Raw genomic sequence first — 13,133 nt, forward strand, 5'->3', positions numbered from 1 at the left:
GCTGGACTTCAGATACCCGCCAACCGTCAAGTAAAATGTCCGCCGTCGCCTTTAAAAATAACAGGAGGTATTAATTATGTGGTTCGGAAAACTTGATATATCAACTTTAGAAAACTGGTTATGGGAGGCTGCTTGTAGTATTAGAGGACCAATTGATGCTCCGAAATATAAAGACTATATAATTCCCCTCATTTTCTACAAAAGACTTTGCGATGTGTATGAGGATGAAATTAAGAGACTTGCTGAAGAGTTCGGAAACGAAGAAATTGCAAAAAAGCTCGTATCGGAGGATAGAAAGCTCATAAGGTTTTACATTCCAGAAGATTGTCTTTGGAGAAATATGAGGAAAATTACCACAGGAATAGGAGAGAAATTAACAGAAGCTTTAAGAAAAATAGCAAAGGAAAATCCAAAGTTGCAGGGAGTCATAGACATTGTTGATTTTAACGCAACTCAGGCTGGGCAGAGGATAATAAGCGATGAGCACATCCATAGACTAATGCAAATCTTGAGCAAATATAAGCTTGGCTTAAAAGATGTTGAGCCAGATATTCTGGGAAGAGCATATGAATATCTTTTGAGAAAATTTGCTGAAGGTTCTGGACAATCTGCTGGGGAATTTTACACACCAAGAGAAGTCGGCTTGCTCATGGCTTATCTGCTCGACCCCGAGGAAGGAGAAGAGATTTATGACCCTGCCTGTGGTTCTGGAGGTTTGCTTATTAAATCTCAGCTTGTTTTGAAAGAGAGGAAAAAAGAGATAAAGAGACCGCTTAAACTGTATGGACAGGAGATAATCCCTTTTACCTATGCCATGGCAAAGATGAACGCTTTTATTCATGACATGGATGCTGATATAAGGGTTGGGGATACGATAAGAAATCCAAAGTTTGTAGATGGAAGCAAAATAAGGGAGTTTGATAAAGTAACTGCAAATCCTATGTGGAATCAGAAATTTCCTCAATCTATTTTTGAAAACGACCCTTACAACAGATTCAGCTTTGGAATTCCACCTTCAAATCAAAGCTCTGACTGGGGATGGATTCAGCACATGTTCGCATCTCTGAAAGAAAACGGGAAGTTGGTCGTAGTTATTGATACTGGAGTTGTAACAAGAGGCTCAGGAAGTCAGGGAACTGATAGGGAAAAGGAGATAAGAAAAAAATTTGTTGAAAATAATTTGATTGAAACAGTTATCTTGCTTACTGATAATTTATTCTACAATACAACCGCACCGGGCAACATTATCGTGATAAACAAAGCAAAGAAGCACAAAGGTGAAATATTGCTTATAAACGCCTCAAAAGAATTCGCAAAGGGAAGACCTAAAAATTATCTTACAAATGAGAACATAAAGAAGATTTTTGACGCTTACTTTGGCTGGAAAGAAATAGAAGGTTTTTCAAAGATAATAACGATAGAGGAGGCGAGAAAGAACGATTACAACCTAAGCCCATCTCGTTATATCTCTTCGGATGAAAAGGAGGAAATTCAGCCAGTTGAAGATATTTTGGTGGAGCTTTCAAAGGTTGAGGAGGAGAGGGAGAGCATCGATAGGGAATTAAGGGAAATCATGCAAAAGATAGGATTTAGGTGGTAAAATATGGCAGAGCAAAGTCAAAAAAACATAGAGATATTCAAAAGAGAAAACAAAGAAAACAACCTCAAACAAACCGAAATCGGCTCGATTCCAGAGGATTGGGAAGTGGTAAGGCTGGGGGAGGTGTTGAAGGAAGTTGATATACGGGTGAAGAATTTAAAAAATGTAAATCCGGAAAATTTGACTGTTTTATCTCTCACTAAAAACTACGGTCTTATACCACAAACTAAGCGTTTCAAGAAACGCATAGCCGTAAAAGATGTAGCAAATTACAAGATTGTTAGAAAATTACAGATTGTTCACAACCCCTATGTTATTTGGGAAGGAGCGATTCATGCCTTAAGAACTATGGAAATTGGAATTGTAAGCCCTGTTTACTGTGTTTGGGAATGTAAAAATAACTCAGATCCTAGTTTTATAGACAGATTATTAAGAACTCCAAAGCTACTTAACGAATATTTAGCAAGAGCGTCTGGGGTTGTAAATAGACGCAGGTCTGTGAGCAAAGATGATTTTTTGAATATCAAAATTCCTCTCCCCCCTCTTCCCGAACAACGCAAAATCGCCAGAGTTCTTGACAAAATCCAGCAGGCTATTGAGCTTCAGGACAGGATAATTGAGCAGGCTAAAAACCTCAAAAAATCGCTCATGCAAAAGCTATTTACAGAAGGGTTTTACGGCGAGGAGCAAAAGGAGACGGAAATAGGGTTAATTCCGAAAAGCTGGGAAGTGGTGAGGTTGGGGGAGATAGGTATATTTGAGTATGGATATACTGAAACAGCATTAGAAGAAGACACGGGTATCAAGTTTCTGCGAATAACTGATATAAAAGATAATGGTTTGATTCTCTGGAATGAAGTTCCTTACTGTAAAATTAGCGAGACAAAATTCAAAAAGTACCAATTGAAAAATGGAGACATACTATTTGCTCGAATTGGAGCAACAACAGGAAAGACATGTTTCATAGAATCGCCTCCTAAAAGTGTTTTTGCTTCTTATTTGATAACACTTAAGATAAAAACAGATGTTTATAAAAAGTTTGTTTATTACTACACTCAAACACCGATATATTGGAGTCAGGTAGAAGCTAATAAGGAAGGAAAATTAAAGAAAGGAATAAGTGCAACACTTTTAAGAACCTTCAAAATCCCCCTTCCCCCTCTCGAAGAACAAAAGCAAATCGCCCACATATTAAGCGTTCTTGATAAAAAAATAGAGGTTGAGCAGAAGAGAAAGCAAGTTTTAAAAGAACTCTTTAAAACCATGCTTCATAAATTAATGAGCGGGAAAATAAGACTTAAAGAGGTAGAAATATGAATAAAGAAGAAATTTTAAAGAGGATAAGGGAAAATAAAGATAAAACAAAAAGTTTTGGAGTCAAAAGAATAGGGATTTTTGGCTCTGCAGTAAGGGATGAAATGAGTGGTGGGAGCGATATTGATGTTGTTGTGGAATTTGAGAGGGGTAAAGCGACATTTAAGAATGTCTGTGGTCTTGTTGATTTCCTTGAGGAACTTTTTGGCAGAGAAGTTGATATTTTAACTCCTGATGGAATTGATTCCATAAGAATAAAGCATGTTAGGGAGGAGATAAAGAGGAATGTTGAATATGTCTAAGCGAGGCGACAGAGAGTTTTTAATGGATATGCTCATTGCTTGCGAGAAAATAATGAAATACACGAGAGATTTATCTTATGAAGATTTCCGCAGGAATGATATGGTTATTGATGCTGTTGTAAGGAACATTGAAATCTTGGGAGAAGCATCCAAAAACATCTCGGAAGGACTAAAGAAAAGGTATCCAGAAGTTGAATGGCGAGAAATCTCAAGAACAAGAGACAAAATAATTCACTTTTACTTCGGTGTGGATTTAAGCATAGTTTGGGACATAATAACGGTGGACATTCCCCCTCTACGGAAAAAGCTTGAGAAGATAACAAAAGAAGAGGGTTGGGAAAAATGAAGCTAATAACAGAGAAAAGGGATGTCCAAAATAGGGTAATAGATCATTTGCAGGCAATAGGCTGGGAGTATATTCCACCTGCTAATATTCAGGAGAAGAGAGAATATGATATTAAAGAGCCTTTCATTCTTGAAATTCTTGAGAAAAAACTGAAAGAGCTTAACAAAAGGATAATAACCGATGAAAACGCTCAAAATGTTATAAGAAGGCTAAGGCTTATACCTTCCACACTCACAGGAAATCAAGAGTTTCTGGAATATTTGAGGGGCAAAAAGACGGTTTATGTTGAAAAAGAGAGGAGAGAAAGAAATTTTAAACTGATAAATCTTGAAAATCCTGAAAACAATCATTTTGCCTTTACAAAAGAATACTGGTTTGAGGATAGAGAAAAAAGAAGAATGGATATTGTTTTTTTTATAAACGGCATACCTATCTGCGATTTTCAACTAAAAAGTCCTACTGTCTGGGAGGCAGAAGAGGAGGCTTTTGAGCAGGTAAGAATTTACAGCAATGCCTTACCAGAACTTTTCAAATATCTTCAATTTTATGCAGTCTCGGAAGGATTAAGGCTCTTTTACGGCCCGACATGGAAATATGAATCAAAGACCTTCTACAGGTGGAAAATTGAAAACGGATTTAATTTTGAAAAACTTGTAAAGACTTTCTTTGATAGAAGGGAGGTAACTGAGACTCTCCGCTCGTATATAGTTTTTATGACAGTTGATGAAGAGCTCCAGAAATATATTTTGAAACAGCATCAGAGAAGGGCAATAGCAAAGATAATAAGGAGGGTTTTGGAGGAAAAGAAAAAGAAAGGTTTGATATGGCATACTCAAGGAGCTTACAAAAGCCTTACAATGATTGTTTCTGCTGATGAACTGAAGAAAATACCTGAACTTGAGAATCCAACCGTAATTGTTGTCCTTGACAGACTTGAATTAGAGCATCAAATTTACCAGAATTTTCAGGCTTATGGCTTCCCAAACATTGTTAAAGCTGAAAGCAAAAATCACCTAAGAGAATTGCTTGAAAGCGACTACAAAGGTCTAATTATTACAACAATACACAAATTTGAAAGGATGCCGAAACAGGTGAATGAAAGAGATAACATTATTGTTCTCGTAGATGAAGCCCACAGAAGTCAGGAAGGTGATTTAGGAAATTACATGCGTGGAGCTTTGCCAAATGCTTATTACTTCGGATTCACAGGCACGCCGATAGACAGAACAAAGATTGGCAGAGGAACATTTATAGCATTTGGTTATCCACCAGATGAGCCCTACCTTGATAAATACACCATAGATGAATCAATAGAAGAAGGAACTACCGTTCCCCTATACTACACACTTGCGAAAATAGAGCTTCATGTGGATAAGGAAACCCTTGAGGAGGAGTTTTTCAGGGTTGTTGAAGAGGAAGGAATTGGAAGCATTGAAGGAATAAATAAGGTCATAGAAAAAGCAGAGAAACTAAAGGCAGTGCTAAAAGCAAGAGATAGGATTGATAAGATAGCAAAGCATATAGCTGAGCATTACAAAAAATTTGTTGAACCTCTTGGATTTAAGGCTTTCATAGTTGCAGTAGATAGGGAGGCATGCGCACTTTACAAGGAAGCCATTGATAAGTATTTGCCAGAGGAATACACAAAGGTTGTATATACACCTGATTACAAAGATAACGAATTATTGAAAAAATACCACATTTCTGATGAGGAAGAGAAGAGAATAAGAAAGGATTTCAAATCTGCGGATAAATTGCCAAAAATCCTCATTGTCACAGAGAAGCTCCTTACCGGATATGATGCCCCCGTCCTTTATATCATGTATCTTGATAAGCCCTTAAAAGATCATACTTTACTTCAAGCAATAGCAAGGATAAATAGACCCTATGTTGGAAAAAGTTGTGGATTGGTGATGGATTACATAGGGATATTTGATAATTTACAGAGAGCCCTCGCTTTTTACTCAAAAGATGTAGAGGCGGGTCTTATTGATTTTGAGAAATTGAAAGAGAGATTCAAAGATTTGATGGAAAGTGTTGATAAGATTTTGAAAGAAATGGACTTAGAAGATGAATCAAAGAGGATTCAGAGTATAATCGATTACTTTTTTGAAGGAGAAAAAAGAAAAGAATTCATAAAGACTTTTAAGCAGATTCAGGAGATATATGAAATTTTATCCCCTGATGAGTTCTTAAGGGATTACATTGAAAAATACAAATTGCTGGTGCAGATTTATGAGCTAATCTATCAAACCTATAATCCTGAGGCTGAGAAAACGAAGATAAGGAGAGATATTCTAAAAAAGACAGAAAATTTGATAAAAGAAAATGTTGAACTTTTGCATATTGCAGATAATCTTCCTCTTTATGAGATAAACGAGGACATTGCGCGCACAATTAAAGCAGACAAAATTTCTCAAAGGGTGAAGATTGCAAACCTTTATAAGAGTGTAAAAGTGCACATTGAAAACAAAAGAAAAGAGAGCCCTTATTTAGTTTCAATTGCCAAAAAAGTTGAGGAAATAATTTCACAGCTTAGAGAAAGACAGAGAAGTGTTGAGTCTGCATTAGAAGAGCTTACAAGAATAGCAGAAGATATAGCAAAGGCTGAAGAAGAGCAAAAGAAGTCAGGACTCAACAAGGAGGAATTCAGTTACTTCTGGATATTAAGGAGACATGGTGTGAAAAATCCTGAGAAAATTTCAAAGGACATTTCCAATATAATCGCCAAGAAAGAACACTGGATTTTTAATGAAAATGTTGAGCGAGAATTGCGAAAAGAGCTTTACAAGAAGCTCCTCGATTATAGTGGTGATGTTGTGAAATTGGTTAATGAACTTCTTGGCATTGATAGAATTATAAGAGGGGAAACATGACGAGTAAAACTACACGGGAAGATATATTAGAACTTTGTGGAAAGTGGCAGAAAGAATTAAGGGTTGATATAAAACAAATCCAAATAAGAGAAATGAAAAATAAGTGGGGCTCTTGTTCATCAAAAGGTGTGCTTACACTTAACAAAGAATTACTAAGCCTACCGTCCAAATATGTTGAATATGTTATAGTTCATGAACTTCTACATAGGATTGTTCCGAATCATGGGCGAACATTTAAAACCTTGTTTTATGTTTACCTTCCAAATTGGGAGGAATTGCATGAATATTTGGAATACAATGGAAAAGAGCAAAATTTACGGCGACGGCGGGCACTCACTTAACACCGTGTATGCGGTTCGCTACGCTCACCCAAATTGACCTATCGGCACTTCGCATGCCCGCCAAGCATCAGGCACCATTGCAAAATCGAGGCATTTAAAATGACAAAATCCACACCAAAATTGAAAGAGCGAATTGATAAGGATACAAAATGCTATTAACAGCCTTATTAAAGTTCATGCAGACATGCGAGACTCAATTTTAGCATCTAATGAGCTAAGTCCCATAATGGCTGCGGTCTATTTTTTAATAGGAAGACTGCTTACACAAGGCCATGCCTTGCTGAAATTAATGCAAGAAGGATTTTGGACTGAAGCCACTATTATCATTCGCTCGATGTATGAAACTCAATGGCTCCTTGAGTATTTCAATATGGCAGAGCATGAATCAGAAATAGATCTCAGAAAATGGCTCAACGGGAAAATCATTAAGCCATCTAAAGTGCGAAAGAAAGTTTCTTTTGATGATAATGGCCCTAGCTATAGAATAAAGGAGAAAATGGGAGCTAAGAGTAATAACTAAGGGGGGTCAAAATTAAGTGGGAAAGGGGGTCAATTTTCAACGGGAATTAACAGGAAGTTTTAGATTCCAGTTAAATTTGGTAAAACTTGCTAGGAGGAATAGAAATGACAAAGGTTACAATATCTAAGGAACAAGGTAATGATTGGATAGATAAATTATGGAAGTGGGCAGATGAAAATAATGTGCCTGATCTGCATCTGAAGTGGGTTGAAGCTTTTGAAGTTGAATATCATGAAATGGAAATGACTGGAGTTATTAACAAAGTTAAGTGTTGGCGTGGTTTGCCAAGAAATAAAGAGAAGCTTTTAAGTTTAACTAAACTTGATCTTGTTGGTAACCAGCTTACACAGTTACCAAAAGAAATCGGTAATTTAGCTAACTTGACTGAACTTCGTCTTGACGGTAATAAACTTACAGAAGTACCTGAAGAGATAGGAAATCTCACAAACTTAAGTAAACTTTGGCTTAGTTTTAATAAGTTCACAGAGTTCCCAAAAGAGATTTGTAATCTGCCAAATTTAACTTACCTTAATCTTAGTTATAATCACCTTACAAAGTTACCGAAAGAAATTGCTAATCTTAAAAACTTAACTGAACTTGATATTAGCAGTAATGGTCTTACAAAACTGCCTAAAGAAATCTGTAACCTTATAAACTTAGTTTATCTTGATGTTGGAGTTGTTCCTTTCACAGCGAGTGAAGAAACTAATCAGCTTACAGAGTTGCCAGAAGAGATAGATAATCTTACAAACTTAACTGAACTCTATCTCAGTTATAACCGCCTTACAAAGTTGCCAAATAAGATAAGTAACTTGAAGAAGTTAACTGCGATTGATCTTAGTTATAATCAGTTTACAGAATTACCAAAAGAAGTCTGTAACCTTACTAATTTAACTTACCTCAATATTAGTGGTAATAAACTGAAGAAACTGCCTCCAGAAATTAGTAATCTTACTAATCTAACCAAGCTTTATCTTAGTAACAATAAGCTCACGAAATTGCCTGAGGGAATAAGTAACTTGACAGGTTTAACTATACTTGACCTTAGTAATAATCAATTTACAGAGATACCAAAAGAGGTCTATAATCTTGGTAATTTAACCAAACTTGACTTTAGTAATAATCGACTTACAGAGTTACCAAGAGAGATAAATAATCTTACTAAGTTAATTAGACTTGATCTTAGTAACAATAAACTCACGAAATTGCCTGAGGGAATAAGCAACTTGACAGGTTTAACTATACTTGACCTTAGTAATAATCGGCTTACAAAACTGCCCAGGGAAATTTGTGCTCTCACTAATCTAACTTCTTTTGGTCTTAGCAACAATCAACTCACAGAAATTCCTCCAGAAATAGGCAATTTAACTAGTTTAACTGAACTTTGTCTTGATAATAATAAGCTTACAAAGCTGCCTAAAGAAATCTGTAATTTAACAAATCTAACTGAATTGTGTCTTAGAAATAACCCAAATTTAATCCTAACATCAGAGCAGAAGGAATGGATAGAAATCCTTAAAGAATTAGAAATCCTTAAAGAAAAAGATCGGGATGTATTTATGGGTGGTGTATTTATAGATGTAGATGATGACGACTTGTCTGGTAGGTAAGGTGGGGGCCCTATTGTCAAGACAGAAAATTATATAATTTAAGCCCGCCTTAAAGGGTGTAATATATCTCATAAGATGTCTTGTAGTCCAATGACTGATGGGGCCTCTCATTGTTGTAAAATTTAAAGTAACTTTCTATGCCTTCTTTTATTAGCCTGTTTAAAGCCGCTGACATAGGGAGTTGACAAAAAAGTATAAGGGAAAAGATGGGGGGATTGAAAGTAAAGGTAAATTTTAATGCAGAGCTTCCTTACAATCTCATCAAAAATCTCTTGAAATATACCACTTTCTTTAAACCTGCCATGACGGTTTTTAGAAAAGGTAGTGTGGTCAAGAACTTCATCATTCATATGTAGGCCTACAAACCACCTATATCCAACCTGCCTGTCGGCAGAGGTATGCATCTTGACTTCTTCCCACAACTTTCTTTCTGAAGTGATACCATAAAGATACCCAATAAGGAGCATGCGGATAAGTACTTCAGGATCAATAGATGGACTGCCCATATTACTATAAAGATGTTTTACTTTGCTACGAATAAAAAAGTCCACATATTTATTGATGAGTCTTAAAATATGGTTTTTGGGAATCATATCTGCCATATTGAATAGGGAGGAGTGACTGTTTCATACCAAAACACTCTTTCCTGTAACTGCACACCTTACACCTGTTGGTATATCTCCTTTTTGGTACTTTACCCTGCTTTATCTCCCTGACCCTTTCTATACCCCACCTTACCAGAGTCTCAGCCTGCCGGTCAAGGACAAAAGGACCCACTCTTACATCATCTCTATAAACAAGGTAGCCTCTATTACATTTCCCGTAATTTTCCCTTACCAGAAGCACATAACTCAAAAGCTGTATCTTCTCTCCATTGAAAACCTTTCCTAAATATGGCCTTTTCTTTACTTCCTCAACGATATACTCACCGGTTTCACAATCCTTCAAAATCCTGTCCGGCTTTCCACATAGACCCAACTCAGAACAATAGAGAACCCTGCACCTATCTGACCCGTCATCCAATGAGATGACTTCAAATTTCCTGCCTTCCCGTTCAATTACAGACTTCGTTGAAAGTCTGGTTAAAACGAAAAGAATAATAGCAAGAATAATAACAACACCAGCAATACTAACACTGCTACCCATTTTTCTTTTTCTCCTTTTGCCTCACGGACCAGGTGCTCCTGGACTTCTCTATGATAAACCCTTCCCTCAGTCTGGTCCCTGGTGTCACACTTTAAATCAGGTATTTGTTCAAGATATACCGCTCTTGGACAGAAAAAATACTGATTCAACTCACTTGAGTAAACAAGTATTTTCTTCTCTCTCACAATATTTTCCCTCTCCATATTTGTTTATAACTTTTCCGAATACTGGCAAGTTGTAATATATGCCCTTTTAGGGCCAGAAAGCACTAATTCATACACCAAACACCATATTGCATTCTTTTATGTATTGATTATCATCTGCCATATGAGACCATCCAACTGGATACTCGCTTCTGTCTTCATTTTTGCCATCTGGAACTATCCAGAAGAAAACCAGCAATTCATGTGAGAGGAAAGATGGAAACAAAACTACCAGAAGAAGTGATTGCAGTATGCCATAAATACGGTATTTCCGGACAGACAATCTACATACCAAAAATATCTACTCACAAAAAAGAAAAAAGAAAGAAAATCCTTATTGCCTTGCTGGAGGAAATGGAAACTTTCTATGAAAACCACCTTGAGACCTTTCAAAGAGTTCCCCATCCCTTTACTGTCAGGCAGGTCAGAGCCAGATATTCCATTTCTACCTGGCTTGCTTCAACCGTGCTCAGAACAGCTCTGAGAACCTGGCGTCACTGGTTCAATAATTACGAAAAAATGATCTTTTCTGGCCTGTCTCCCAGGACAAAACCAGAATATCTACAAATACGCACACAACTCAGGAATGGATTGAAACCATCAGGCCGTGAAGACCTCATACAAAAAGCCAGAGAAAGCATACAAACCTGCCCCTGGCGTAACTGATTCCCCTTATTCCCCCAAAATCCCCCCGTCTCCCCTCTATCTCTCCCACTTATTCCCCCAAAGTCCCCCTGTTTCCCCTCTATATCCCTATTATCCATCCACTTTCTCCCCCATATTTCCCTCTACTCCCCCAAAGTGCCATTTACGTCCATCCAGGGCATAATCTGGTTATTTACCTTCAGTTTAATCTCTTCTATTTACACAGAAAAAAAGGAGGAAAATTATGGAAGTACTTGCTGCAGACATAGGTTATGGCTTTACAAAGGTAGTATCGGCTTCCAGGGTGAGGGTTTATCCAAGTGTCGTAATACCGAAACTCCACACACACATCACCGTTGATATTGACACAGGAGAAAGCCCCGACATTGTCTCATATGGAAATACTGAATATCTTTATGGATCTAAAGCAATGCGTTTTGGTAAGAAATCTCAGTTTCCCCCCAGACACCGCTGCTTTACTCAAAGCAATACCTATGCAGTGCTTCTGCTTTCGGCTCTTTCACTGGTGCGTAACAGGAACGTCTATTTTGTCACCGGACTGCCTGTTTCGGTATACGAAAACGAGGGTATTAAAACTTCCTACCAGGAATGGGTGTTGAATATTCTTCGCCCGCATGGAGCAATTAACATCAAGGTTTTACCCCAGGCAATGGGGGCGTATTATGATGCTGTTTTGGACATACAGGGCAAACCAATAGACAAAAATCTTTTGATGAAGAAATGCGCCGTTGTTGACATAGGATATTACACTACAGATATTGTTGTTCTTGACCATCTGGACTTGATATACAGAGAAACCATCCCACTGGGTGTCTCAATTGCCTGTGAGTTTTTGGTCCAAGAACTTTCAAGCCAGAAGGAAATATCAATGCATGAAGCAGAAATGCTGCTCAGAGGAGAAAAATTATTCATCTGTGGTAAGCCGGTTGATGTAAGTAACACCATCGAGGCAGCAAAAGACCGGGCATGGAATCTCATATCCACAGCAGTAACTGACCGCATAGGAAGAGGAGAGGATTTTCACTTTGTGATACCTGTGGGTGGTGGGGCTGTTCTTTACAGAGATAAATTAGCCCAGCTTTTTAAAGAAGCTCACTTTTCTCATAACCCTTCACTGTCCAACGCTTACGGATATTTCAAGTATGGAATAAGACAAATCAGGAAGGGGTCTAAAGATGCCTAAAAAACCAGAAATAAGAATCAAACTGAACTTGAAGAACAGCTGGGATATTGAAATATACAACTGGCTCAAGAATGCTCCACGCACCGCATGGCCTGTCCTTGTCCGGCAGGCCATAGTTGAATACCTGCACTCCAAACACAAAGCTCCGCCTGTTTCCCTTCCTGACGATATTGATAAGAAATTGGACCGATTCTGAGCAAAAAAGAGGAATTTTGATTCAGGACCATATTGCAGGTAATATGGCACTTTTTAAACAGGAATACTGCCCTGCCTGTCCCCGCCTGCCGTCGGGCAGGGGCAGACAGAAAACCAGCATAAATAAAGGCTTCTAGCATCTTATTGGTTTTTTAGTGCCATATCATACCCTTTTTGTCCCTTATTTCAGATTAACAAAGTGCAATTTTACCCCATTTATGTCCCTATGTTACTAAAATTCTTAGAATAAATCCCCCGTATATTTCAACAAAAAATAGATAGGCAATTTTGAGGTGCTGAAAATGCGCACCAGTATTGAAAAAATGAGATTAGTGTTGTTACTGAAAATCTGAGAACTGTTCCTCCCTATATTTCAAGAAAAAATGAAGGTGGATTTTGGGTGTTCCCGGAAATGCAGACTGCATAAGGAAAATCGGGAGGCGAAAAATAACAAAAATGTTTCTAAAACTCTTTGAAAGTGTCCTATATGAATTATTGTTACTGGGAGGTGAAAGGGGAAAATCCAGTTTCATAAAAAGGTGATAGAGAAAAGGGGGAAAGGTGTCAGGAAGGGAGACGATTGGCATTATTGAGAAAAGGGAGTGACATAGTAATTCAGAGAAGGTACTATTGTGACTTATTCCATATTTTTTGCTTTCACTTTTCTGTGAAAAGCAAAAAAATTATTTAAAGGAAGAACATAACGTTAGTATCTCTTCCTCTGGTCTATATCAGGTTTTATTGCTCTTGAGAAATGTCTTCCCCGCCTGCCGTCGGGCAGGTTTTCCCATAATTTTGGTCTTACAACAACAAGCACACCCACACTATCCC

Annotated in this window: 14 protein-coding genes and 1 pseudogene; 11 read left to right on the plus strand and 4 right to left on the minus strand. The window is 37.6% G+C overall.

From position 1 onward, the window contains the following. Positions 1 to 76 precede the first annotated feature (76 nt). The 8 genes from HS1_RS04395 to HS1_RS04430 all read left to right on the plus strand — a co-directional run bounded on the left by HS1_RS04395 (position 77) and on the right by HS1_RS04430 (position 8,909). Positions 77 to 1,600, plus strand: a complete 1,524-nt coding sequence (locus HS1_RS04395) for a type I restriction-modification system subunit M (protein WP_066061466.1) — start codon at positions 77 to 79, stop codon at positions 1,598 to 1,600. Positions 1,601 to 1,603: 3 nt separating this feature from the next. Continuing rightward, positions 1,604 to 2,917 (plus strand): restriction endonuclease subunit S, encoded by a 1,314-nt coding sequence (locus HS1_RS04400; protein WP_066061469.1) that lies wholly within the window; start codon positions 1,604 to 1,606, stop codon positions 2,915 to 2,917. Then, entirely contained in the window at positions 2,914 to 3,216 is a 303-nt protein-coding gene (locus HS1_RS04405; RefSeq protein WP_066061472.1) for a nucleotidyltransferase family protein, read from the plus strand. Before HS1_RS04400 ends, HS1_RS04405 begins: the two co-directional genes overlap by 4 nt. After that, the gene (locus tag HS1_RS04410; protein ID WP_066066447.1) at positions 3,209 to 3,562 is read left to right on the plus strand and encodes a HepT-like ribonuclease domain-containing protein; all 354 of its coding nucleotides are present in this window, start codon (positions 3,209 to 3,211) and stop codon (positions 3,560 to 3,562) included. Before HS1_RS04405 ends, HS1_RS04410 begins: the two co-directional genes overlap by 8 nt. Next, positions 3,559 to 6,438: a type I restriction endonuclease subunit R gene (locus HS1_RS04415; RefSeq protein WP_066061476.1), complete on the plus strand. Its 2,880-nt coding sequence runs from the start codon at positions 3,559 to 3,561 to the stop codon at positions 6,436 to 6,438. The genes HS1_RS04410 and HS1_RS04415 overlap by 4 nt, the downstream gene beginning before the upstream one ends. After that, the gene (locus HS1_RS04420; protein WP_066061479.1) at positions 6,435 to 6,779 is read left to right on the plus strand and encodes a M48 metallopeptidase family protein; all 345 of its coding nucleotides are present in this window, start codon (positions 6,435 to 6,437) and stop codon (positions 6,777 to 6,779) included. Before HS1_RS04415 ends, HS1_RS04420 begins: the two co-directional genes overlap by 4 nt. Before the next feature lie 133 nt (positions 6,780 to 6,912). Further along, positions 6,913 to 7,299: a hypothetical protein gene (locus tag HS1_RS04425; protein ID WP_066061482.1), complete on the plus strand. Its 387-nt coding sequence runs from the start codon at positions 6,913 to 6,915 to the stop codon at positions 7,297 to 7,299. A 104-nt stretch (positions 7,300 to 7,403) separates the two neighbouring features. Next, on the plus strand, positions 7,404 to 8,909 hold the full coding sequence (locus HS1_RS04430) for a leucine-rich repeat domain-containing protein (RefSeq protein WP_066061485.1): 1,506 nt from the start codon (positions 7,404 to 7,406) through the stop codon (positions 8,907 to 8,909). 49 nt (positions 8,910 to 8,958) lie between these two features. Here the strand turns inward: HS1_RS04430 and HS1_RS13945 are convergent. The 4 genes and pseudogenes from HS1_RS13945 to HS1_RS13335 form a co-directional block, all read right to left on the minus strand. Next, positions 8,959 to 9,066: pseudogene (locus HS1_RS13945) on the minus strand (integrase core domain-containing protein); the annotation flags it as partial. Beyond that, positions 9,032 to 9,511, minus strand: a complete 480-nt coding sequence (locus HS1_RS04435; protein ID WP_082757607.1) for a transposase — start codon at positions 9,509 to 9,511, stop codon at positions 9,032 to 9,034. The pseudogene HS1_RS13945 and the gene HS1_RS04435, both read right to left, overlap by 35 nt. Further along, a complete protein-coding gene (locus HS1_RS04440; protein ID WP_066061490.1) occupies positions 9,465 to 10,055 on the minus strand; it encodes a CRISPR-associated protein Cas4 in 591 nt (196 codons plus the stop codon). Before HS1_RS04440 ends, HS1_RS04435 begins: the two co-directional genes overlap by 47 nt. Further along, the gene (locus HS1_RS13335) at positions 9,992 to 10,258 is read right to left on the minus strand and encodes a hypothetical protein (RefSeq protein WP_172793645.1); all 267 of its coding nucleotides are present in this window, start codon (positions 10,256 to 10,258) and stop codon (positions 9,992 to 9,994) included. Before HS1_RS13335 ends, HS1_RS04440 begins: the two co-directional genes overlap by 64 nt. Before the next feature lie 216 nt (positions 10,259 to 10,474). Between HS1_RS13335 and HS1_RS04445 the strand changes: the two genes are divergently transcribed. The 3 genes from HS1_RS04445 (at position 10,475) to HS1_RS13020 (ending at position 12,303) form a co-directional block, all read left to right on the plus strand. Then, positions 10,475 to 10,924: a hypothetical protein gene (locus HS1_RS04445; RefSeq protein ID WP_066061493.1), complete on the plus strand. Its 450-nt coding sequence runs from the start codon at positions 10,475 to 10,477 to the stop codon at positions 10,922 to 10,924. Positions 10,925 to 11,147: 223 nt separating this feature from the next. Then, entirely contained in the window at positions 11,148 to 12,107 is a 960-nt protein-coding gene (locus HS1_RS04450; protein WP_066061496.1) for a ParM/StbA family protein, read from the plus strand. After that, complete coding sequence (locus HS1_RS13020; RefSeq protein WP_156469378.1) at positions 12,100 to 12,303, plus strand: hypothetical protein; 204 nt, start codon at positions 12,100 to 12,102, stop codon at positions 12,301 to 12,303. The genes HS1_RS04450 and HS1_RS13020 overlap by 8 nt, the downstream gene beginning before the upstream one ends. Positions 12,304 to 13,133 lie beyond the last annotated feature (830 nt).

This window comes from Candidatus Desulfofervidus auxilii, assembly GCF_001577525.1.
GTDB lineage: Bacteria > Desulfobacterota > Desulfofervidia > Desulfofervidales > Desulfofervidaceae > Desulfofervidus > Desulfofervidus auxilii.

Coding starts and splice junctions, on each gene's coding strand:
- HS1_RS04395 (WP_066061466.1), top strand. CDS start 77: ATGTGGTTCGGAAAACTTGATATATCAACTTTAGAAAACTGGTTATGG.
- HS1_RS04400 (WP_066061469.1), top strand. CDS start 1,604: ATGGCAGAGCAAAGTCAAAAAAACATAGAGATATTCAAAAGAGAAAAC.
- HS1_RS04405 (WP_066061472.1), top strand. CDS start 2,914: ATGAATAAAGAAGAAATTTTAAAGAGGATAAGGGAAAATAAAGATAAA.
- HS1_RS04410 (WP_066066447.1), top strand. CDS start 3,209: ATGTCTAAGCGAGGCGACAGAGAGTTTTTAATGGATATGCTCATTGCT.
- HS1_RS04415 (WP_066061476.1), top strand. CDS start 3,559: ATGAAGCTAATAACAGAGAAAAGGGATGTCCAAAATAGGGTAATAGAT.
- HS1_RS04420 (WP_066061479.1), top strand. CDS start 6,435: ATGACGAGTAAAACTACACGGGAAGATATATTAGAACTTTGTGGAAAG.
- HS1_RS04430 (WP_066061485.1), top strand. CDS start 7,404: ATGACAAAGGTTACAATATCTAAGGAACAAGGTAATGATTGGATAGAT.
- HS1_RS04435 (WP_082757607.1), bottom strand. CDS start 9,511: ATGGCAGATATGATTCCCAAAAACCATATTTTAAGACTCATCAATAAA.
- HS1_RS04440 (WP_066061490.1), bottom strand. CDS start 10,055: ATGGGTAGCAGTGTTAGTATTGCTGGTGTTGTTATTATTCTTGCTATT.
- HS1_RS13335 (WP_172793645.1), bottom strand. CDS start 10,258: ATGGAGAGGGAAAATATTGTGAGAGAGAAGAAAATACTTGTTTACTCA.
- HS1_RS04445 (WP_066061493.1), top strand. CDS start 10,475: ATGGAAACAAAACTACCAGAAGAAGTGATTGCAGTATGCCATAAATAC.
- HS1_RS04450 (WP_066061496.1), top strand. CDS start 11,148: ATGGAAGTACTTGCTGCAGACATAGGTTATGGCTTTACAAAGGTAGTA.
- HS1_RS13020 (WP_156469378.1), top strand. CDS start 12,100: ATGCCTAAAAAACCAGAAATAAGAATCAAACTGAACTTGAAGAACAGC.